16 protein-coding genes are annotated in these 21680 nt (G+C 58.3%); 7 read left to right on the top strand and 9 right to left on the bottom strand.

The genetic code is table 11. From position 1 onward, the window contains the following. Positions 1–2: 2 nt before the first annotated feature. From ACHUE7_RS08540 to ACHUE7_RS08525, 4 genes are all read right to left on the bottom strand, one after another. A complete protein-coding gene (locus ACHUE7_RS08540; RefSeq protein WP_394169593.1) occupies positions 3–1568 on the bottom strand; it encodes a methyl-accepting chemotaxis protein in 1566 nt (521 codons plus the stop codon). 84 nt (positions 1569–1652) lie between these two features. Next, complete coding sequence (locus ACHUE7_RS08535) at positions 1653–2306, bottom strand: LutC/YkgG family protein (RefSeq protein ID WP_394169592.1); 654 nt, start codon at positions 2304–2306, stop codon at positions 1653–1655. Beyond that, positions 2303–3760 (bottom strand): LutB/LldF family L-lactate oxidation iron-sulfur protein, encoded by a 1458-nt coding sequence (locus tag ACHUE7_RS08530; protein WP_394169591.1) that lies wholly within the window; start codon positions 3758–3760, stop codon positions 2303–2305. The genes ACHUE7_RS08535 and ACHUE7_RS08530 overlap by 4 nt, the downstream gene beginning before the upstream one ends. A gap of 3 nt (positions 3761–3763) precedes the next feature. Beyond that, positions 3764–4537 carry a (Fe-S)-binding protein gene (locus tag ACHUE7_RS08525; RefSeq protein WP_394169590.1) on the bottom strand — a complete coding sequence of 258 codons (774 nt, stop codon included), beginning with the start codon at positions 4535–4537 and terminating at the stop codon, positions 3764–3766. Positions 4538–4707: 170 nt separating this feature from the next. Here ACHUE7_RS08525 and ACHUE7_RS08520 point away from each other — a divergent pair, with 170 nt between their 5' ends. The 3 genes from ACHUE7_RS08520 to ACHUE7_RS08510 all read left to right on the top strand — a co-directional run bounded on the left by ACHUE7_RS08520 (position 4708) and on the right by ACHUE7_RS08510 (position 9932). Next, positions 4708–5457 (top strand): FCD domain-containing protein, encoded by a 750-nt coding sequence (locus ACHUE7_RS08520; protein ID WP_394169589.1) that lies wholly within the window; start codon positions 4708–4710, stop codon positions 5455–5457. A gap of 31 nt (positions 5458–5488) precedes the next feature. Continuing rightward, positions 5489–6286 carry a hypothetical protein gene (locus tag ACHUE7_RS08515; protein WP_394169588.1) on the top strand — a complete coding sequence of 266 codons (798 nt, stop codon included), beginning with the start codon at positions 5489–5491 and terminating at the stop codon, positions 6284–6286. A 376-nt stretch (positions 6287–6662) separates the two neighbouring features. Then, positions 6663–9932, top strand: coding sequence for a S8 family serine peptidase (locus ACHUE7_RS08510; protein ID WP_394169587.1), 3270 nt, complete (start codon positions 6663–6665; stop codon positions 9930–9932). 70 nt (positions 9933–10002) lie between these two features. Here ACHUE7_RS08510 and ACHUE7_RS08505 read toward each other — a convergent pair whose 3' ends face one another. Further along, positions 10003–10527, bottom strand: coding sequence for an META domain-containing protein (locus tag ACHUE7_RS08505; RefSeq protein WP_394169586.1), 525 nt, complete (start codon positions 10525–10527; stop codon positions 10003–10005). 263 nt (positions 10528–10790) lie between these two features. On the opposite strand from ACHUE7_RS08505, the gene ACHUE7_RS08500 reads away from it, so the two are divergent. Next, on the top strand, positions 10791–11105 hold the full coding sequence (locus tag ACHUE7_RS08500; protein ID WP_028669587.1) for a hypothetical protein: 315 nt from the start codon (positions 10791–10793) through the stop codon (positions 11103–11105). A gap of 161 nt (positions 11106–11266) precedes the next feature. Here ACHUE7_RS08500 and ACHUE7_RS08495 read toward each other — a convergent pair whose 3' ends face one another. Beyond that, entirely contained in the window at positions 11267–12001 is a 735-nt protein-coding gene (locus ACHUE7_RS08495) for a VC0807 family protein (RefSeq protein ID WP_394169585.1), read from the bottom strand. Positions 12002–12122: 121 nt separating this feature from the next. On the opposite strand from ACHUE7_RS08495, the gene ACHUE7_RS08490 reads away from it, so the two are divergent. Continuing rightward, positions 12123–12677 (top strand): mechanosensitive ion channel family protein, encoded by a 555-nt coding sequence (locus ACHUE7_RS08490; protein ID WP_394169584.1) that lies wholly within the window; start codon positions 12123–12125, stop codon positions 12675–12677. Here ACHUE7_RS08490 and ACHUE7_RS08485 read toward each other — a convergent pair. Then, positions 12615–13874, bottom strand: coding sequence for an MFS transporter (locus ACHUE7_RS08485; protein WP_394169583.1), 1260 nt, complete (start codon positions 13872–13874; stop codon positions 12615–12617). The genes ACHUE7_RS08490 and ACHUE7_RS08485 overlap by 63 nt on opposite strands. A 282-nt stretch (positions 13875–14156) precedes the next feature. On the opposite strand from ACHUE7_RS08485, the gene ACHUE7_RS08480 reads away from it, so the two are divergent. Together ACHUE7_RS08480 and ACHUE7_RS08475 are read left to right on the top strand one after the other, a co-directional pair. Further along, on the top strand, positions 14157–15374 hold the full coding sequence (locus ACHUE7_RS08480) for an MFS transporter (protein ID WP_348475542.1): 1218 nt from the start codon (positions 14157–14159) through the stop codon (positions 15372–15374). A 15-nt stretch (positions 15375–15389) separates the two neighbouring features. Continuing rightward, positions 15390–17195 (top strand): ABC transporter ATP-binding protein, encoded by a 1806-nt coding sequence (locus ACHUE7_RS08475; RefSeq protein WP_394169582.1) that lies wholly within the window; start codon positions 15390–15392, stop codon positions 17193–17195. A gap of 8 nt (positions 17196–17203) precedes the next feature. On the opposite strand, the gene ACHUE7_RS08470 is transcribed toward ACHUE7_RS08475, so the two are convergent. After that, entirely contained in the window at positions 17204–20284 is a 3081-nt protein-coding gene (locus ACHUE7_RS08470) for an efflux RND transporter permease subunit (RefSeq protein WP_394169581.1), read from the bottom strand. Then, positions 20284–21549: an efflux RND transporter periplasmic adaptor subunit gene (locus ACHUE7_RS08465; protein WP_394169580.1), complete on the bottom strand. Its 1266-nt coding sequence runs from the start codon at positions 21547–21549 to the stop codon at positions 20284–20286. Before ACHUE7_RS08465 ends, ACHUE7_RS08470 begins: the two co-directional genes overlap by 1 nt. Positions 21550–21680 lie beyond the last annotated feature (131 nt).

The following is a 21680-nucleotide window of genomic DNA, read 5'->3' as shown; positions in this document are numbered from 1 at the left end:
GGCTACTGTCTGAACAATTCCACCAGTTCATGCAGCTCGGTCGACAGATCGTTCATTGCCTGGGCACCGCTGACCGAGCTGTGGGCCTGATCGAGGCTGTGATCGGCCAGGCCACTGATGCGGGTCAGTTGCTGGTTGATCTCTTCAGACACCTGGCTCTGTTCCTCGATGGAGGTGGCCATCTGGTGCGTCATTTCGGTAATGCGGCTGACCGCGCTGGCAATCTCATGCAGCGCCTGGTCGGCTTCTTCCACTCGCGCGACACCCTGCTCGGCAATATGCCGGCCTGCGTCTGCAGCCGATTCAGCTTCGCCGGTTTTTGATTTCAGGTTGTCGATGATGTTCTGGATCTGTTGAGTGGTCTCGGTGGTACGAACGGCCAGTGAGCGTACTTCATCGGCTACGACGGCAAATCCCCGGCCGTGTTCGCCGGCGCGTGCAGCTTCAATCGCCGCGTTCAGTGCCAGAAGATTGGTCTGGTCGGTCACACTCTGAATGAGCTCGGCCGCCTTGGAGATTGAATCGGTCTGGGCAACCACTTCGCTGACCGTGGCGCCAATCGACTGCACGGCTTGCGCCAGCTGTTGTATTTCATCGCGCGTTTGCTGAACAGTGCGGGTGCCTTTTTCGGCCAGGTCGTGAGCGGTATCGGCTTCGTTGGCGGTAACCTGCACATTACCCGACACTTCATGAATGGTTGCTGTCATCTCATTGATGGCTGCCGCAATCTGGGTGGTTTCGCTTTGCAGTTCGTCGATGGCATGTTCGGACTGGCCCGCCAGTTCGTGCGCCTTTTGCGATTGCTGAAAGACCTGACGCGCGGCGTCGTCTATGCGGGTCAGGACGGTATTGAGATGCGCACTGGTGACACTGGCGGCAAGTTCCACCCGGGCCAGCGACAGCGATGCATCGGAATAGGTGCTGGCGATCAGAGCATCGTTGAAGCGGCCTTCCAGTTTACCGGCAACGGTTGCCAGTGATTGCTTCTGGACCTGGCGGCCGTAGAGCGACGCGGCGCCTATGGCGACGGCACCGGACAGTGCCGCCAGCCATTGCCCGCTGTAGGCTCCCAGAGCAATCATCGCAGCAATCAACACTGCGGCAGGGCCCAGAGCAACGGCCGCATCCCGGAATCGGCGAAGCGGGGCGATGCCTGATTTGCCAGCGTTGATGCGCTGATAGATGCGAAACGCCCGGTCGATGTCTTCGCGCTGGGGTTTTACCCGGACTGACTCATAACCGACCACCTCGCCACCTTTGGTGATGGGCGTCACATAGGCGTTGACCCAGTAATACCCGCCGTCTTTACGCCGGTTCTTCACCAGGCCCATCCAGGGGCTGCCGGCCTTGAGGTAGGTCCACATGTTCTCAAAGGCGGCCGGTGGCATATCGGGGTGGCGGATCAGGTTGTGCGGCTGCCCAATCAGTTCGTCGCGGGAAAAACCGCTGGCATCAACAAACGCCTGATTGCAATGTTGAATACGGCCTTTCCGGTCAGTCGAGGAAATCAGTTGTTGGTCGTCCGCCAGGACATATTCGCGATCAGTGACGGGTTGATTGTTGCGCATAAAAGTCGGATTCCTGAATTAGCTGGCCAAAAGCAGTATAGGAGCGTTATCGGCCAGCGTTCCTTCAAGATTAGCCGTTTGTCATCAACCATCGACCAGAAAAACCGTTAACGCCTTGGGGCCGTGAGCACCGTAGACGAGCGTTTGCTCGATGTCCGCTGTCTTGGAGGGCCCGGAAATCAGCAGAGTATTGGTCGGCATGGGGCCTGTCCAGTCTTCCTCCGTGATCAGTTGGTACCAGCTGCTGAACAGTCGGCTGACCGGCAGGATGGCAATATGCAGCGGCGGTGCCAGAGTCATCAGCCTGGGTTCAGTGGGGCTTGGAATGACGACCAGTGAGCCGGTATCGGCCAGGCCCGCATGGCAGCCCGTGATGGCGGCATCGGTCTGGTGAAACAGCTCGCTTTGCCAGGCTTCGACTGGCTGATCGTACCCGTGGAATTGAAGGTCGGGCGCGTTGCTGGTCAATTCGTGATGCACCGGGTTGTCGGGTCCGATCAGTACCCGTTGAGCGCCTGCCTGCGTCAGTCTTGCCAATATGGCCTGGCTCAGTTTGGCCTGACTCACCCGGTGAACGTCGCCATGCACGGCCGCTTGCTGGGCTATAAATCGCTCTATGCCGGCTTCCAGCGACCAGCGACGTTGTTCCATAACGGTAAAATCTGGCTGGCTTGTGGCAGGAAGCGGTTTGCGCTCACGCAGGCGGCTCAAAATGGTTTGGCGGGCAGAAGGGGTCATGGTTGTTGCCTCCCGGAGCGGGCGTTCATGGCGCTGTGCAGGGTTGTTTTGGCCAGTTTTGGCGCACTGCGATAGCGGGTCCAGCCGCCCAGTCGTTTCGGGCTCAGCGCCCTGAACCGGCTGGCCAGGCGCGTTGACTGACGATAGAGCATCGGGTGTCGGTGCGCGATGCGCCAGACAGTCCAAATCAGTGATTCCAGTCCAGAACGCTTGCTACCATGGCCGGGTACGGTTGAGGGGCGTGTTTTGTCGCCGTCGACTGCTTCACGACGCAATCGCAGCAGCAGACTGGGCAGCGGAATACGAACCGGACACACCTCTGCGCAGGATCCGCACAGTGACGAGGCGCTGGCAAAGTCTGGCGTTTGCTCCAGCCCCAACAATTGCGGCATCAGCACCTGACCAATGGGCCCGGGGTAGGTCGTGCCGTAGGCATGGCCTCCAATGCGTGTATAAACCGGGCAATGGTTCATGCAGGCACCGCAGCGGATGCACTGGAGGGTCTGGGCCAGTTCGTCGTCCTGGTAAATATCCGAGCGACCGTTATCGACCAGCACCAGATGCACCGCTTCCGGTCCGTCTTTTTCGTCTGGCTGACGCGGCCGGTTGATCATGTTGACGTAGGTGGTGATGGACTGGCCGGTGGCAGAGCGGGTCAGCAAGCTCAGCAAGGGCGCGACATCGGTGAGGCTGGGAACCACTTTTTCGATGCCGGTTACGGCGATGTGACAGGGCGGTGTGGTGGTGGTCAGGCGACCGTTGCCTTCGTTCTCGACCAGACAGAGAGTGCCGCTGTCTGCGACCGCAAAATTAACGCCGGAAATGCCCACGTCAGCCTGCATGAACTTTTCACGCAATTGCTGCCGGGCCTGGTCGGTCAGGTAATGGGCGTCTTCGCGCCGCTCGACGCCGGTCATGGTGTGCATCAGTTCGGCGATTTCAGCGGTGTTCTTATGAATCGCCGGCATGATGATGTGCGACGGCGTTTCTTTGGCCATTTGCACAATGTATTCGCCAAGGTCGGATTCGAGCACGCTGTAACCGCGCTGCTCGAGATGGTCATTCAGTTCCATCTCTTCGGTCACCATCGACTTGCCCTTGATCACCGTTTTCGCCTGGCGTTGCTGGCAGATTTCGGTGATAACCCGGCAAGCTTCGTCGCCATCGCGGGCCCAGTGCACCTGAATGCCGTTGGCCTGGCACTGGTGTTCCAACTGCTCCAACAGGTCGGGTAGCTGCTGCAGTGCCCGTTGCCGGATGGCCTGGCCCAGATCACGCAGGGCGTCCAGATCCCAGTCGGCGAAGGCATTGCTGCGTTTGTGCATCAGGCCGGTCATGGCCTTGTCGAAGTTGCCACGCAACTGGCTATTGGCCAGCGCGGATGCTACCTGTGGCTGAAAGTTGATGGCACTGTTGTGGCCTTGCTGCGAGGTGTCTTCTCGGGTTTGGGACATCGTTTAAACCTCCCGGTTCGACTGAGTGCGTTGCCACAGAAAGCTCAGCAGGTGCTCACCGGCCAGGCCCGTCTTTTGTTTTTCGGCCACACCGGTGAGGTTCATCAAACACCCGCAATCAGTGCTCAGAAAGCGGTCGCAACCGGTCTGCGCCAAAGCCGCTACCTTATCGTTAGCCATGGCACCGGAAATATCGGCATGGCCCACTGCAAAAGAACCACCGAATCCACAGCATTCCGTCACCTTGGCCGGCTCGACCAGGGTGACGTTGTTCAATTGCCGCAGGAGGGCTGGGCCGCTGTCCGCAACGCCCATTTCCCGGCGTGACGAGCAAGAGGTATGTAAGGCGATGGTAACGGGATCACCGGTATCTGTGAGCTTGATCTGACAGACGTTCACCAGAAAATCGGCCAGATCCCAGACTCTGGCAGCCAGCTTGCGGGCTTTTTCGGCATCTTCCGTGCCCTCAAACAATTTTGGGTACTGGTGTCGCATCATGCCGGCGCAGGAACCGGAGGGCACGACGACCGGCCAGTCTCCGGGAAACAAATCCAGCTGGGCTTGCGCCACTGCCCGGGCTTCGTCGCTGCGACCCGAGGTATAGGCCGGCTGACCGCAACAGGTTTGATCCTGAGGGTAGATCACCTCAATGCCTTCCCGCTCCAGCAGGTCGACCCCGGCAAGACCGGCTTCCGGATAAAACAGGTCGACCAGGCAGGTACCAAACAAATAGACCTTGTCGGGTTTGCTCGGGTAGAGCAGAACGGGCTGTGACATCGGAACCTCGGCGTTAAAAAGGGGTGCACGGTTGCATCGCTTGCCTTGCCTGGGGTACGATGCTCTATTAATTGGTAATACCAATTTACCAATTGTTTCCAGTGAGAATAGGCTGACTTCACAGGGCTGTCAATCCGCCATGCGAGGGCCAGTCAAGTGAGCGGGGTGTCATGAAAGCAGAGCGAATGTCGGATCAGGTTGCCCGTTTGGTGGAAAAAGCCATCACCGAAGGGCAGTACCCGGTGGGGAGCCAGTTACCGCCCGAACGTGAATTGGCCATCCAGCTGGGCGTATCTCGCCCGACGCTGCGACAAGCGCTGGGTACCCTGGCCGCCCGGGGCTGGCTGGAGAGTCGACAGGGCGGTGGACACCGAGTGTGTCAGCACTTGGGCGATGGCTTTAGTGATCCGTTGCTGGCCTTGCTCAGTACTGATAAAGACTACCAGTACGATATTCTGGAATACCGGAATGCCCTAGAAGGCATGGCTGCCTGGTACGCAGCCTTGCGGGCGACTGAGGCTGACCGTCACCGGCTTCAGGCCTGTGCGACCGAACTGGAGCGTAGCCATAAGGCAGGCAACGCAGCAGAGCAAGCCAAGGCAGACGCAGAATTTCACCTGGCCATTGCTGAGGCAAGTCACAATGCTGTGCTGTTGCACAACATGAAGGCGTTGTTCAAAGTGCTGGCATCGTCCATTGCCGAGAGTGTTTTTCAAATTGCCGGGCAAGGGGACACCGCCGATCGTTTGCTGGAGCAGCATCAGCGGTTACTTGAGGCTATTATGAGTGGTGATGCGGCTGCAGCGCAGCAGGCATCGCAAACGCATCTGGGGTTTGTGGAATCCTGTTTGAATGAATCGCACCGACAGGGGCGTCAGCGTCAGCGTGGGTTAGAGGCCTTTAAGGTGATGCCTGGCTAAACGGCGGTTTCGCTTTACGTGGCCCTCGGGCATGATGGGGCTCTGGCTGCTGCCAGTCAGTGTGCCACGAGCGCTGATTGATACGCTAAGCGCCAGGACAGCCCACCTCAGGTTGCCATATCAGTTGTACAATGCCGAAGAACAGGAGTTTCACGCACACATGACCGTTGGTGTATCGTATTCGTACAAAACCTTCTTCATTCTGGGTTTGGCTACCGTCGGCCTGACAATCGCAACCGTCAGCCAGGCTGAAACCTTTGCCGAATCCATTCAGGAATGCCGTTCACTGACAGTCCAGCAGCAACGCTACCAGTGTTACGATGACGCTGAGCAGGTGCTGGCCGAGGCGCAGAACGTAACGCGTGACATTGGCAAGTTCGATTATGAAGCAAACTCTGACCCCATCACCGGGCAAACCGAGCATTCGGTGTTCCTGCGGTCGGATCGTGGTCTGAACCGTCGGCGCAACCCGATCGAACTGGAGCTCACCTGCGATTCAACCCAGCCAGGCGATTTCCAGCTCGTGCTCAATTGGGGGGAGTTCCTGCCCAGCACCGAGCCTGAAGTGACTACCCGTATTGGCCAGGGCGAATCGGTCACCGGAACCTGGCAAACCGATCGTTTCCGTGAGCGCACTATTTTCCCTGGCACTGCATCGGGGTTTTCCAAGGTCGAACTGGTTAATCAGCTTGAGACCGAAACCGAGGCTGGCAATGCCACTCTGGTGTTTCGAACCACACCTTATAACTACAGCCCCATTACCGCGGTGTTTGATATGACCGGTTTTACCGACGTCATTGAGCCGATGCGAACGTCCTGTCAGTTTTGACGGCCGACCGGTGACGCCGTTGTTAAACGGGCGTCATCAATCCCCTCTGTAAGCACCCCTTTACAAATCACCCGACGAATGATTGTGCTAATTCGGTCTCAGTTTCACCACTAAGGTTTCCGCAACACCTCGTGAGCTGATAGCGTGCCTGAAGCATCCGTTTTACGGCTTGTCTTCAATCCATTGACGGATTGTTGCGTGAATCGGGCAAGGATGCAGGCGTTTTGTCGGAAGGTGGCGTTCCAGCGCACGATTGACCTGGTTCCCGAAAGGGCGCCAGGCAGCGCATTGCTGGGTCATGTTGTCTCCAGGCCTGTGAATACGGTGTTCCTGGAAGGGCTCCGTGTTTCTCAACTTCGACAAACAAGGAACTGACATGACCCTGTCTCAATTTACCCTGCGGCACAGTCGCAGATGGTCTGGGGCCTCGCTGTATGCAGTGTTAGCGGGGCTCTGCCTGTCACTGGTCGCGGCAACTGCCCTGGCCGAATCTGAAATTTCCGAACGCAACCTCTCAGGCCAGCGAAATGTGCTGGAAAAAACGCCCCCGTCAGCATCGGACAATGCAGCGGGCATTCAGCCATTCAGCCGCTTTGCCGCACCCATGAACCGCTACATCATCACCGGGGATGCCGCTGCCGCAGCGCGGTACCGAGGTGAAGTATCCGGGTACCAGGCTACCAGCCCGGAAGGCCGCGCTTCGCTGGATGTGCATACTCCCGAAGTGAGAGCCTACGGGCAGTACCTGGAGTCTCAGCAGGCCAAGTTGCTGCAGCAAATCTCCCTGCGTCTGGGTCGTTCGGTTGAGGTCATTGACCAGTTTCACCTGGCCGTCAACGCAGTGGTGGTGGAATTGACCGAAACTGAGGCCAGCCAACTGGCAAGCTTGCCGGGCATTCGCAGCATTCACAAAGATGAACTGCGACAACTGACACGAACGCCCAGCGATGCCTCCGGTTATGCCTTGCCCAATGCGGGTGACGCCGGTTCGACAGCCTGGCTGTGGTGGTCTGTGGTGGTCGCACTGAGTCTGGTGCTGGCAACGCTGGTCTGGGCGCTGGCAACCGGGCGACTGAATCGCCGGCATGGCCTGACCGCCTCCTTGCTGGCCACTCTGGGCCTGGCCGGGTGTCTGTGGGAAGGCGGGTTTGCCTGGATTGGTGCCCCCGAAGTATGGCGCGGCGTGGCAGGCCAGGCCGGTACCCGCGGTGAAGGCGTGGTGGTCGGTATTATTGATACCGGCATCAACCCGGTCAGTGATTCTTTCGCCGAGGTCGATGGCGACGGCTACCGGCACCGCAACCCGAAAAGCGGGTATCTGGGTGTCTGTGATCCGGATTCCGGAGTGTTCGATCCTGACTTTCCCTGTAACGACAAGCTGATCGGCGCCTGGGGATATGAGCTGATCAACGAAGGGAGCCCGCGTGATACCGACGGTCACGGTTCTCATACAGCCGGAACCGCAGCCGGGAACCTGGTGTACAACGCAAGGGTTACGGCCCCCACCGGTTTCTCTCTGACCAAGCATATTGCGGGGGTGGCGCCGCGCGCCAATGTGGTTGCCTACAGCGTGTGCGCAGAGGCCGGGTGTTACCTGAGTGCCATTCTGTTCGCAATTAACCAGGCCATCGCCGACGGTGTCGATGTGATCAACTACTCCATTGGCGGTGGGGCTTCCGACCCCTGGGGCGATCCGGATTCACTGGCCTTTCTGGCCGCGATGGACGCCGGTATATTTGTGGCCACCTCAGCGGGCAATTCCGGGCCGGATTTCGCGACCCTCGGTAACCCGGCCGATGCACCCTGGGTCACCTCGGTTGCAGCCAGCGCACACCCCTTATTCTACAAAAACACCCTGGTGGATCTGAGCGGAGGGCTGGAGTCGCCACCGGTAGACATTGTGGGTCAGGGTATTTCACCGGGATACGGCCCGGCGTCCATTATTGACGCGGCCGACTTCGGCAACCCCCTCTGCCTGGCGGATGAGTTCAGCGGCCGGTTCGATGGAGAGATCGTTCTGTGCGAGGCGGGTGAAATCGGTCGGGTGGCCAAGGGCGAGCATGTTGCTGCCAATGGTGGCGGTGCCATGATTCTCACGAGGGAACCCACCACTCCCGATGGGTCGGGCTATCTGGAGACCGATTCACATGCCTTGCCGGCGACCCACATCACCTTCACCGATGCAACCCAGTTGCGGGAGTGGCTGGCCTCGGGGAATGGACACCAGGGCCGACTGAGCGGTACCGAGATGGTGTATGAACCGGAAACGGCCGATGTACTGGCCTATTTCAGTTCGCGAGGGGTAAACCCTTCAGTGCCCAGTGTGGTTAAGCCCAACATCACCGCACCGGGGAGAGCCATTTTTGCGGCCTTTCACGAGGGCTACAGCGATGCGGAGCAGGATTACAATGTCATTCAGGGTACCTCGATGTCGAGCCCGCACATTGCCGGCGCGGGTGCCTTGCTGACCGCCTTGCACCCGGACTGGTCACCGATGCAGATTCAGTCTGCAATGATGACAACCGCCGTTAAAGAGCACCTCAAAGAGGACGGAACTCGCCAGGCCGACCCGTTTGACATGGGTGGCGGCCGCATCGATTTGCCCCGAGCCGCTCAGGCCGCCCTGGTTCTCGATGAGCAACTCGATGCCTTTCTGGCCGCCGATCCGTTCGTGGGGGGCGAGCCTTCTGTGCTGAACCTGACCGGACTCGGGCAGGCTCGGTGTGTGGTGAACTGCCAGTGGACTCGCACGGTTACCAACGTATCGAACCAGAGCACACACTGGCGAACCCAGCGACAGCCTGGCCTTACCGTCTCGCCGGAACGGTTCCGGCTGGCTCCGGGCGAAAGTCAGGTATTGACCATTGAAGCGGATGCATCGGACGCTCCTGTAGGTGAGTGGCAATTTGCCCAACTGGGGCTTAAATCGCTGACCCGTCATGTGCCCGATGTCCATTTCCCGGTTGCGATTCAACCCGCGCTTAGTAATCTGCCCGGTGCCATAACCATCACCGCGCCGCTGGCCAGTGATGTCGTCAGCCTCGATGGGTTGAAAGCGGTGGAAATCAGCTCGGCCGAGGTCAGCATGACCGGTCTGGCCCAATCGACCGCCACGGAGGCCGCTCTGGTGTCAGATCCAACCAACGACAACCCCTTCGACGGGTTTGATCCTGCGGTTGATGGCACCTTCTTCTTCACCCTGGAGGTACCCGAAAACGCTACGCGTTTTGTGGCAGAGGTGTCTGCTTCGGAGTCCGGTGATCTGGATGTCTTCGTTGGCTCTGGCGATACGCCAGGCTTTGGAAGCCTGATCGACTATGCTGCCACCGGGTCAGCGCTTGAGTACATCAATATTGAGAACCCGCCAGCGGGCACTCTGTGGGTGGTCGTGCAGAACTGGGAAGCGGGGCATACCGAGCCCCAGGCACTGACAATTCACACCGCCGCTGTGACTGGCGATGAGGGTAACCTCACTGTGGATGTGCCAGTCACTGTACCGGCCGGTGAAACCTTCAGCGTGGACCTGGGCTTCAACCTGCCAGACTCGGTCTCGGGCGAGCGCTATTACGGCTCTTTCAGTCTCGGAACCGACGGCTCGAACCCTGGAAATCTGGGGACTGTGCTGGTGGATCTGGTTCGCCAGTAGAGGCTGGATCAACAGCTGTTTCAAGGGCCCTGCACGGGCCCTTTTTTATTATTGCACTGGCCGTAAGGGCCTAATTACGCTCGCCGTTTCCCTCGCTTTCATCCTCGGATACAGCGATAAAGACACTTACACCACCGTCATGCGGTTGTCTGAGCATCAGCTGTTCACCGTCGAACGACCACTGTGCGGCCGATTCAATGGCGTTAACGTAGGGTCGCTCCAGGCTGCCTTTCGGGCACAGTGCACGTGTGCCGATCATGGGGCCGGTCGAAAAAACAGTGTCGGTTAGCCGAACGGAAGCCGCGTAGTTATTGCAGTCAGCTTTCAGGCTGATTCGCCCCTCGCTGTTGAACCGGAGCAGATACCGGCCCGGGGTGTCTGGCTGCACCCGTGTACCGTCTTCATTAAGACCGTATTGCCACTGAAAGACCCGGCCGATAAGCCGGTGTGCCGATTGCGTTTCGGCCCGCCGGGTGTCGATCGTCGATTCGGCCGGTGTCGTGGTGATGCCGGTGTCGCCGGCGTTGACGCTAGCCACCAGTAGCAGACATGCAGCCACGCGCCAGGCGCCTTTTGGCAAGCGGGTTAATATCATGAAGCAACTCCATAGGCAGACAGTTGGGTTCAGTCTAGACCCCACAGGCTGAACGGCGGGTGAACCATGATCCGCTGGGTTGTGAAGGGTGCCGAGTGCTGGGGTTATAGGGCTCCAGGCCCCGTTATTTGGAGGATGCGCCGCTTTCTAGTATGGTGTAGGGGATTGCGTTCGCAATCGGTCTATCCACGCAGCCACCCTGAGAGCCTCGGGTGGTTCTGCACGCTGCTTCCGATCGAGGCTCTTAAGAGCGAGGTAAGGCTATGAATGATGTAAGACAGTTCGAGCTGATCGTTTCTGAATCGTTTGATTTCGGCGCCCTGGAAATAAGTCGTGATGAAGAGGGCGAATTGCAAGCTAACCTGGAGCCTATTGCCGATATCCTGTCGGCCTCGGGCATTGAAGAAGGGTTGTTGAACAACAACGACGTGTTATCAACGTTGATCAGCACTCTGTACGATTTTCATTTGCAGAATGGTGGCCCGGCGGACCTCGAAATCGAGCGATTCCGCGCCGTCCAGGAAGCAACACAGGAGTACGGTCGCGCCGGCGTTGTCGGCAGTGCGACCTTGCACTGATAGATCCGTATCGGGGGGTTTATCCACCGACGTATAGTGAGTCAGGGGATAGTGAGTCAGGAGGTGCTGTTACCGGTTGATGGCTGACCCGTAAGTGCCGCTCATACAATCGATACGCTCAAGGCGGGGATTCCCCGCCTTTTTTATGCCTGTTGCAGCAATTATTTGGTCTCTGTCGTTTCTTTGTCGTTGTCTTTGGCTGAGTTTTGTTCAACCAGCAAAGACTCGAGATCCAGTCCGGTCAGTTTCTTGAGCCGGTAGAGCAGAAAAAAGATAGCCGCCATTAGCACAACGGTGCTGGGCAGCGCGATGACCGGATAACTCAGGGCGGTCATCTTTCCCAACTCTTCGCTGAACGCCGTAGTTCCCGGTGGGCTGACCAGGATTATTCTGGCCAGCACATAATTCAGTACGGATGACAAAAAGAAGGAGGCGGCAACAATGTAGGAAACCAGCGACAGGCTTTGTTCAAGTTGTCGATGGGTGCCGCGCTGGTCGAGCGCCTGATTGACGCGATCTATGGCAATCAGCTGAGCGTTGAAAATAAGCGTGCGCACCAGCGGCCAGCGAGTTTTCTGGCTGATCAGCACGGCCAGGCCAAGCAGGCCGGGAATGGCGGCTTCCTTGATGGCAATGTACTTCGGGTCCAGTTGCAGCAGGCTGATACCGCCAGTCAGAAACACACTGATCACGCCAATGACCGACATGGCGTTCAGTTTGCCGGTCTGACGCATTTCCCAGAGGCCATAGCCGATTGGGAAGGCCAGGGCGACAACGATGCTCCAGGCCGGGCCGAGCCGCTCTGGCCCGCTGAATTTGCTGAGTATCACGACGGGGATGATAATGTTGAACAGCAGATTGCTGAAAAATCCGCCGCGCTGTGGTTGCTGAGTCAAAGCCTATCTCTCGACGTACTGATGATTTGCGGTAAAGTGTAAGCAATTCACGGGCCTGAGGCACCCGATATCGGGTCTGAAGGTCGTAAACTCTTATCGTTCGGTCAAGGAGTCTTCGCGAGTGTCCTGGCAATACGCGGTTTTTCTGGCTTTGTTAATCGGCTTTTTCGTCACTCACAAGTCCCTCAATTACTTCATTCGGCGCTGGGTCGAAACCAAGGATGTACCGGTACAGCGCAAAGCGCTGGTGCGCAAACTGCTGCGTACGGTACATGCCGTCAGTTTCCTGATTGCGGTGGGGCTGACGTTTGGCATTGAATACGGCGAGCTCACGGTATTCCTGTCGTCGCTGTTTGCGGTCATCGGCATTGCCATGTTTGCGCAATGGTCCATTCTGAGCAATCTGACTGCCAGCATGATCATCTTTTTCCAGTTTCCTTACCGGATTGGCGACCGGGTACGGATTCTCAATGCCGATTTTGATCTAACCGGTGAAATTGAGGAGATCTCTTCCTTTCACGTCATGATCCGGCACGATAAAGGCGATTTAATGACTTTTCCGAATTCGTTGATGCTGCAGACGCCGGTTATCAAGCTCTCGGGCAGTAAAACGTCAGTGATCAATCGGGTCGATGCCGATCTGGTGCCGCCCGAGACGCCGGGAGGCACCGTATAACAGACTCAGTACGACGATAAAGACCATCAGAAAGGCCGGCACAATTTCCAGCGATAGGCGGTCGGCCATTACGCCTGCCAGAGCGGGCAGGCAGGCAGCGCCAATGCCTGCTGCCGCGATCTGCATGCCCATGGTGTTTGCCAGATGGGCCTCGCCAACCCGCAAACGCGTGCCGGACACCAGGCCGGGAAACACCGGAGCGAAGGCAAAGCCGACCACACCTATGGCCATTAAACCCACCCAGGCCACCGGGTTCCAGGCGAGCAGAACTGCACCGGCCAGCGCCAGAATCAGACTGTAAGTGACCAGCCGGTGGTTGCCCAGGTGATTGGCAAAAACACCGGCGACCATGCGGCCCAGGGTGAACATGCCCCAGTAAATGGCGATCCACAGGCCTGCGGCGGCGGCCTCTACGCCGCGTGACTCGGTCAACAGTGAATACCCCCACAGACCCAGCGTTAGCTCCAGCCCGGTGTAGGCGAAGAACAGGCCCATGCTTAGCCAGACCGCTGGTGTCGCAAGGGATGCGGTGAAATTGGCCGAGGCTATTGCCGGTTGTGGTTTGGCGTCTGTTGCCGGGTGTGTCAGAGCGACTTTACCGGCATCCTCGGTCAGGCTGGGCTCAGCTTTAATGGATGCTGGTGTTTCCCACAGCCTAGCAGAGACGAAGAAACAGATGCCCAGAAAGATCTGGGCACTGCCGACCAGCCAATAGCCGGGCGACCACTGCCCGGTGAGGTTCAGCATGGCGGTCATGATCAGCGGACCCAGCGTGATGCCGACCCCAAAACTGGCGTGCAACCACTGCATCAACCGCTCACTGTAATGCTCGGCAACGTAGGTATTCAGGCCTGCATCGATAGCCCCGGCACCCACGCCCACCAAAGTGCCGAGAATCACGAAAGCGGCCCAGAATGGAACCAGCGTAAACGCCAGCAAGGCAGCGCCTGTGAGCGTGCAACTGATGGCCAGCAGTCGACCAATGCCGAAAAAGCGACTGACCGCGCCACTGAAAAAGCTGCTGATCATATAGCCGGCGGTGGTCGCCACCAGCAGCCAGCCCAGGGCATCCAATGGCTGCTCGAAATCTGCCCGGATACCAGGCCAGGCAACGCCCAGCAAGCCATCGGGCAAGCCCAGTGAAATGAAAGCAATGAAGCACAGACAGATAAGAATCAAGCGGCGGCGGTCGGTCATGCTTCACTCCAATAACAGGGGAGACACCAGGTCAGGTCGTTTACTCCCGAAAGACGCTGACGGGCAGGTGACTATATCGATTAAGTAGCGCTCCAGCAATCCACTGGAGCGCGGTCTTGCTTCTCGCCATCATCGGGCCTTGAAGGCCTGAGGCGGCTTTTTCACGACGCTATTCGCACTGGGACGAAGCGTTCTGAACGTTGTTCTCCTGCCCGGGTCGGAGTATCGTTCCGGGCCTGTTTTCTTTCCATCTGCCAGTCTGGTGCCTGCCGGAGACGTGTCATGAAAGGTCGTTTGATGCCGGTGTTGCCGGTACTGATCAGTGCGTGTTTGCTGTTGATGTTGTCGTTCGGGTATCGGGCCGGGTTTGGGCTCTTTATGCAGCCCATTTCCGAGGCACGGGGCTGGGGCCGTGATGTGTTGTCACTGGCGCTGGCGGTGCAGAACCTCGCCTGGGGTGTGATTGCCATTTTTGCCGGCGGCCTGGCCGACCGGTTTGGCAATCTTAAGGTGCTGCTGGCCGGCGTTGTGTGTTACGCCGCTGGCATGTGGGGCATGTCGTACTCGACCACTGAACTGGCCATGATCTCCACCGCCGGGCTATTGGTGGGGGCTGGTGTGGCGGGTACTGCCTTTGGCATTGTGCTGCCGGCGCTGGCGCGCGCCGTTCCGGAAGACCGCCGTGGCTGGGCGCTGGGGGTTGGTACCGCGGCCGGCAGTTTTGGCCAGTTTCTGGTGGTGCCGCTGATGCAGGAACTGGTTGATCTGGCTGGCTGGTTCCGTGCCTTGCAATGGCTGAGTGCCTCGGCGTTCATCATGGCCGTACTGGCGTTGCCGCTGGCTCCCTACGGGGGTGCCAACGACAACTCTAGCCCCAAGATCGACGCCTCGCTCTGGACCATTCTCAAGCGGGCTTTGAAGGTGCGTTCCTATACCTTGCTGGTGCTGGGCTTTTTCGTTTGCGGTTTTCACGTTGCCTTTATTACCGTTCACATGCCGGGCTATGTGGTTGATCTTGGCTTTGATGCCAAGGTCGGCGCCTGGAGTATCAGTCTGATCGGGCTGTGCAATGTGGTGGGTGCCTACGTCGCTGGTGTACAAAGCAGCCTGCGCCCCAAACGAACCATTCTGGCGTTTATTTATCTGGGACGTGTCGTGGCCATTACCGCTTTTCTGCTGATTCCGGTGTCGCTGGTGACCATACTGGTGTTCAGTGCCACCATGGGCTTCCTGTGGTTGGCGACGGTACCGCCGACGTCGGGCCTGGTCGCTGTCTTGTTCGGTACGCGCTACATGACCTTTCTGTACGGTGTCGTGTTTTTCAGCCATCAGGTCGGTAGTTTCAGCGGTGTTTGGTTGGGCGGTTGGCTGTATAAAAATTATCAGAGTTACGACGGCATCTGGATTGCCGGTATCGTTCTCGGTCTCATTGCCGCCTGGCTACACTGGCCGATTGAAGAGAAAGATTCCATCGCTCGCATTCAGCAGGCATCGACTTAATTGTTAAGGAAGCACATGACGTTTATTGCACCGGCAACCAGTTTTCAATCTCTGATACGGCTGTTGAAATACGCGCGCGGTTACCGGCGTCGCATCATTGCTGCGACGGTGTGTTCCGCGCTGAACAAACTGTTTGATATTGCACCGGAAATTCTGATCGGTATTGCCATTGATGTGGTGGTGAATCAGGAAGCCAGTTTTGTCGCCCAGCTTGGCCTGGTCACACCCCAGTCGCAGATTATTGCACTGGCGGTGCTGACGTTCGTGATCTGGGCCGGGGAATCCCTGTTCGAGTATCTGTACATGATTCTGTGGCGTAACCTCGCGCAGCATCTGCAGGCCGACATTCGGCAGGATGCCTACGAGCACATTCAAAAGCAGGACATGAGTTTCTTTGAATCGCGCAGCAGTGGGCAATTGATTTCGGTTTTGAACGACGACGTCAACCAGCTGGAACGGTTTCTCGACGGCGGCGCAAACGACATTATTCAGGTGCTGGTGACTGTTGTCGCCGTCGGTGCCGTCTTTTTCGTGCTGTCACCGCTCATTGCGTTTCTGGCGTTCACGCCGATTCCACTGATCATCTGGGGGGCGTTCTACTTCCAGAAAAGAGCCATGCCATTGTATGCGGATGTGCGTGAGCGGGTCGGTGTGCTGGCGACCCGGCTAAGCAACAACATTGGCGGCATGGCGACCATCAAATCCTTTACCGCTGAAGAGCGGGAAGCAAAACAGATTCGCGCCGACAGCGATGCCTATGCCGAAGCAAACCGTCGGGCCATTGCCATCAGTTCGGCGTTTATTCCGATTATCCGCATGGCCATATTGACCGGCTTTTTATTTACCTTCGTCGTCGGTGGCTTTCAGGTATTGAACGGTGTGCTCGGTGTGGGTGCCTATGGCGTTCTGGTGTTTCTGACCCAGCGACTGCTGTGGCCCCTGACTGAACTGGCGCAAACCATTGATTTGTTCGAGCGCGCCATGGCCAGCACCCGGCGTATTCTGGTGCTGATTCACACCGAGGTATCGGTGCCGGATGATGGCGATCAGGTGTTTAAAGGCCCGGTGGCGGGCCGGGTTCAGTTCAAGCAGGTGTCCTTCGAGTACGGTCAGAGTGGCGCTGGCGTCCATGACGTCAGCATTGAGGTGCCAGCGGGCAAGACCCTGGCGCTGGTCGGGGCGACCGGGTCGGGTAAATCAACGCTGATGAAATTGTTGCTGCGCTTTTACGAACCCCGCGAAGGGCAGATAGAACTCGACGGCATTCCCATCCAACAACTGTCACTGCGTGATCTGCGCACCCATATTGGCCTGGTCAGTCAGGATGTGTTCCTGTTCGATGGCACCATCGCCGACAACATTGCCTATGGCCGACCCGATGCCAGCCTCGACGACATTCAGGCCGCTGCCAAAACAGCTGAAGCGCTGGAATTCATTGAACGGCTGCCCGACCGGTTCAATACCCAGGTGGGTGAACGCGGCGTCAAATTGTCGGGCGGCCAGCGTCAGCGTTTATCGCTGGCGCGGGCCCTGTTAAAAGACCCGGCGGTGCTGGTGCTGGATGAAGCGACCAGTGCGGTCGACAACGAAACCGAAGCAGCGATACAACGGTCACTTGCCCACATCGCGGAAGACCGCACCGTTATTATGATCGCGCACCGGCTGTCGACCATTGTGCATGCCGACCAGATCGTGGTGCTCGAACACGGCCGCATTGTGGAGCAGGGCACCCACGCCAGTTTGCTGACGGGCGAGGGCGCTTACTGGTCCCAGTGGCAAGTGCAAACCGGACAGTTGGCTCAGGCGGAGCTGGATCGGTAAACACCGTATCAGACATTAACCGCCCGGGTTGAGGGCGGATCGTCGTTGCGGCGGCCGGCCCAGTCTGTGAGCTGCCCGATCTTGTAGAGCAGTACCGGCACCATCAGCAATATCAGCAGGGTGCCAAAGCCCAGACCAAACACCAGACCGACAGCGATGGGTTTGAGCAATGCGGCATCGATGCTGGTTTCAAACAGCAGCGGTGATAAGCCGGCCATGGTGGTGATGGACGTTAGGATCACCGGACGCAGGCGCGATGTTGCAGCAGCCACGGTGGCTTCATATAACGATTGCCCCTGGGCGTGCAGTCGCCGGAATACGGCCACCAGAATAATCGAATCGTTAATGACAATGCCGGAGAGGCCGATCAGGCCGAAAATGGAAATGGTCGACAGCGGCATGTCCATGATCCAGTGGCCGGCAACCGCCCCAATCAACCCGAAGGGTACAGTGATCAGCACCGCAAAAGGCCATAGCCAGGATTCGAACACCCAGGCCAGAATAAAGTAGATGAGGATGATGGATATCAGCACCGAGATCAGGGTGTCGCTGAAAAACGCATCCAGTTCTTCTGCCTGGCCTTCGATGGCGTAATCGACCGGGAACTGCGATGTCACCACCGGCATGATGTCGGATTCCAGCACGCCGTACAGATCCGATAGCTGGTCGCCGTTGTAACTGCCGGAAACGGTAACCGACAGAACGCCGTTACGGGCGCTGATTCGGTCAAGCCCCTTCTGATAGGAAAAATCAACGAGGCTGCCCAGTGGCAGGGTGCTGCCGTCGCTTACCTGAATCGGTAACGATTGCAACCAGCTTTCGCTCTCGCGTTGCCGGTCTTCGAGTTGCAGCCGAACTGGAATTTGTTCGAAACCGGTTTCTACGGTGTACAGGTTGAGGCCGGACAGTTGTGAGGAGACCTGGCGCGCCACATCGCTGATTTCAATGGCAGCGGCTTCGGCGGCGCGGGTTCGCGTCAGCTGGTATTGCTGGGCGTCGAAGGGTAGGTCATCGGTTATGTCACTGAGGTCCGACAGCGTTTGCAGCTGAGTCTGCAGTAACAGGGATGCCTCTTTCAACGTGTCGATGTCGTTGCCTTCGAGCCGAATCGACAGGTCGCCACCACCGCCCGGGCCCCGAAACGACCGGCCTGTTGAAAAACTGCGTACGACAGCGGGCAGTTCATAGTTTTGCTGAACGCGTTGCAGTATCTCAGCGTTGGTCAGCGGCCGGTCGGTGTCACTGGTCAGTGACATGTTCAATTCAGCGCGACTGGGTTCATCCAGCTGGTTGTATTCATGCACCAGGGTGTCGATCAGGCCGCCACCGACGGATGAGTCGATGTCCCTAACCACCGTTTCGAGTTTGTCCAGCGCCTGTTCTGCCTGGCCGAGGCTGGTGCCATCGAGCAGGTCGAGCGAGACGCTCATGGTCGGCTGATCCAGAGACGGCGATGCCTCGAACGCAATCTTGCCGCTGGTGACGGCCCCCAGAGCGATCAGGCTGATCATTGCCAGCGCCGCGATAAAGACAGCGCCATTGCTGATCGACAAGGCCACCAGAGTACGAAAGGGGCCGTCGCGGAATTTCCCGAAGCCTTTGTCGAAACCCGCCCGCCAGGCGCTGGGTTCGCGCATGCGTTTGTGGTGGCCCAGGTGGCCGGGCAAGATGATGAAGCATTCGATTAGGGAGGCGACAATGGCGGCGGTTACGACGATGGGAATATCGATCAGAAAGTTGCCGAAGCTGCCGCCAATCAGCATCAGCGGTAAAAAAGCCGCAATAGTCGTCAGGCTCGACGCCACCACGGCGGGCATCATCCGCAAGGCTGCAGTTTTGGCGGCTTCCCTTGGGGCCAGCCCTTCGGATTCCAGTGCCGCTGTGTCTTCGGCCACAACAATGGCATCGTCAACGATGATGCCGATGGCGATGATGAACCCGAACAGACTGATGGTATTAATGGTGGTGTCGGTATACCCCATAAACGCCAGGGTGCCCATGAACGAAATGGGAATGCCCGCCGCGACCCAGACGGCCAGACGGGTGCGCAGGAATATAAACAACACCAGTATGACCAAAATCATGCCGCCGATGCCGTTGGTCAGCACCAGGTTCAACTGAGCCTCCACTACGCGCCAGACTTCGTTGTAGGCGTGAACACCAACGCCATAGGGCAGCTCCAGTGCGAAGTCGCTCATCCATTGTTCGAGAAGTTTCGCGTTTTCCAGGGTGTCTTCTCCGGCGACGCGCTCGATTTCGAGTTTGATGGCGGGCAAACCCTGGTAACGCAGAATGTCGGCGGTGTCGAACCGCTCTTCCACGCTGGCCACTTGCGATAGGCGCACCACGCCACCGTCCGCGTTCTGGGAAACAATGGCTTCTTGCAAATCCGAGACCGTCCAGTCCGGGGCGTCGGTGACCAGCGCTGTGGTGTTTTGGCCGACCGTGACCGAGCCTGCCGTAGAGATGGCAAACTGGGTGCTCAGGCGACTGGCCAGAGTGTCCAGCGTGATTCCGAGCGAGTTCAGGGCGGCAAGGTCAATGGTGATAAGCCGCTCCCGACCGGGTATTCCGTCCAGTTCAACCGTCGCCATGCCCCGGTTCAGTAACGATTGCCGGGCTTCATAGCCGAGGACCGTGAGCTCGCTGCGTTGCACGTCGCCGTAAATCAACACACTGGCGACAGGTTCGGTAATCTCGATGGCTTCAACGTCATCCACCTCGGCCCCGTCGGGCAAATCCAGCCCATCGATGGCTTCTTCCAGGGCGGTCAGGCCTTCAGCGGCGGTGTAGTTGTCGGATACTCGGGCGAACAGGCTGACGCCACCCTCGCGTGCCGTTGAGCGCACAAAATCGAACCGTCGCGAATCCTGTATGGCGCGATCCAGCGGTTCGGCGATGCCGGTGCGTACCGCCTCGGCGTCGGCGTTCGGCCAGTCGATACTGGCGCGTACGATGGGCAGTTCGGTATCGGGAAACAGCTGCGAACGGACCTGTTGTAACCCCCAGATACCGGCACCGATCACGACCATCATTAACAGGTTGGCCGCGAGGCGATGATCGAGCAGCTTGGCGTAGAAACCGTTCATCAGTTGCTGTCTCCGCTGCTTATGGCGGCCGTGGTGCCTGGTTCGATAACCGTTACCGGAGTGCCGTTGGTCGGCTGTGACAGCCGGGTAGTCAGAATGGCGGCTTCGGTATCCAGCGTTTCACTGTCAATCAGAGCCCATTGTTCGCCATCGCGTTGCTGGTAACCGAGTATGCGGATGGGCAGAGCGTGCAACACGCCATCGATAATCTGGTAAATCTGGTCGCCGTAGTAAACGGCATCCTGAGGAATGGCAAAACTCTCGACAGCGGGCAATGTCAGACTGATTTCCAGTGTTTCGTTGATCAGCACCGGAATGTTTTCTGGCAGGTTCAGAGTCAGGTCCACCGATCCGGTGTTGGACGTCGCGGCCAGGTTATCGAGGGTCAGTGGGTAGGGCGAATTGTTCAACCAGGCTGTTGCCTCGATGTCGGTCCCGGTGATGCTTCTATAAACCCGCAGGGGGACCTGGGTGCGCACAAACAGCGAAGACCGGTCGACCAGGCTGAGCAGGGTTTCTCCAGCATCGACCTGAACCTGAACCGCGGTATCGATTGACACCACCTCGGCGCTGAACGGCGCTGTGGGGGTGAGGTCCTGCTGCTGGTCTTGCACCTGTTCAAGTGCTATCAGCGCCTGTTCCAGTTGCGATTGTCGCTGGGCGGCCTCATCGTCGTAGTTGGCCACGGTCAGTTGAGCGCTGCGCCAGGTTTGTCGTGCGGCGGCGACATTGGTTTCGTTGGAGAAACCCTGTTCCAGCAGGTTTTGTTCGCGCGCCAGGTCCCGTTCGGCGATGGCCAGTGCTTCGAGGTTGCGTTCATGTTGACGCTCAGCGATGCGAATGCCCGCTTGTTGCTGGTCGATGTTGGCTTGTTGCTGGCGCAGCGCCCAGTCCAGTGCCCGGGCTTCCAGCCGCACCAGGGGCTGGCCCGCGGCGACCGACTCACCGGACCGGACCAGAATGTCAGTGACCCGGCCCTCCTGGGAGGCGGTGATGGTTTCCTGGCGTTTTGCCTGAACGGTTCCCAGCAGGGGGATCTGTGGCGCATGGGCGGATCTGGATACTGCCAGAGCTTCCACCTGAATGGCCGAGCTGTCCACGCCGTCGCGTCCCCAGCGCGACCCGGTAATGCCGGCACGCATTGACATGGCAGCATTGCCCCGGCGTTGCTCGCTGGCCGTTGATTCTTCCGGTGCATTCATCCAGCGATAGCCGGCAAAACCAATCGCTAACAGGGCCACAACGACCACGCCTTTCTTCCACATTCTGACAGTTCCTACTGTGTAATTGACTCGGAGTTTACGCATCAATCGTGAAGTAAATGTGCACTGGCCGGTCAATGTTCGGTAAAAGCACCCGGTGAATGTTACTCAAACACCTTATTTTCGGTTGGGTC

The organism is Saccharospirillum alexandrii (assembly GCF_043641555.1).
In the GTDB taxonomy this organism is placed as follows: Bacteria; Pseudomonadota; Gammaproteobacteria; order Pseudomonadales; family Natronospirillaceae; genus Saccharospirillum; species Saccharospirillum alexandrii_A.
Note: the sequence above shows the minus strand (reverse complement) of the source record. Positions and strands in the feature narration are given on the sequence as shown.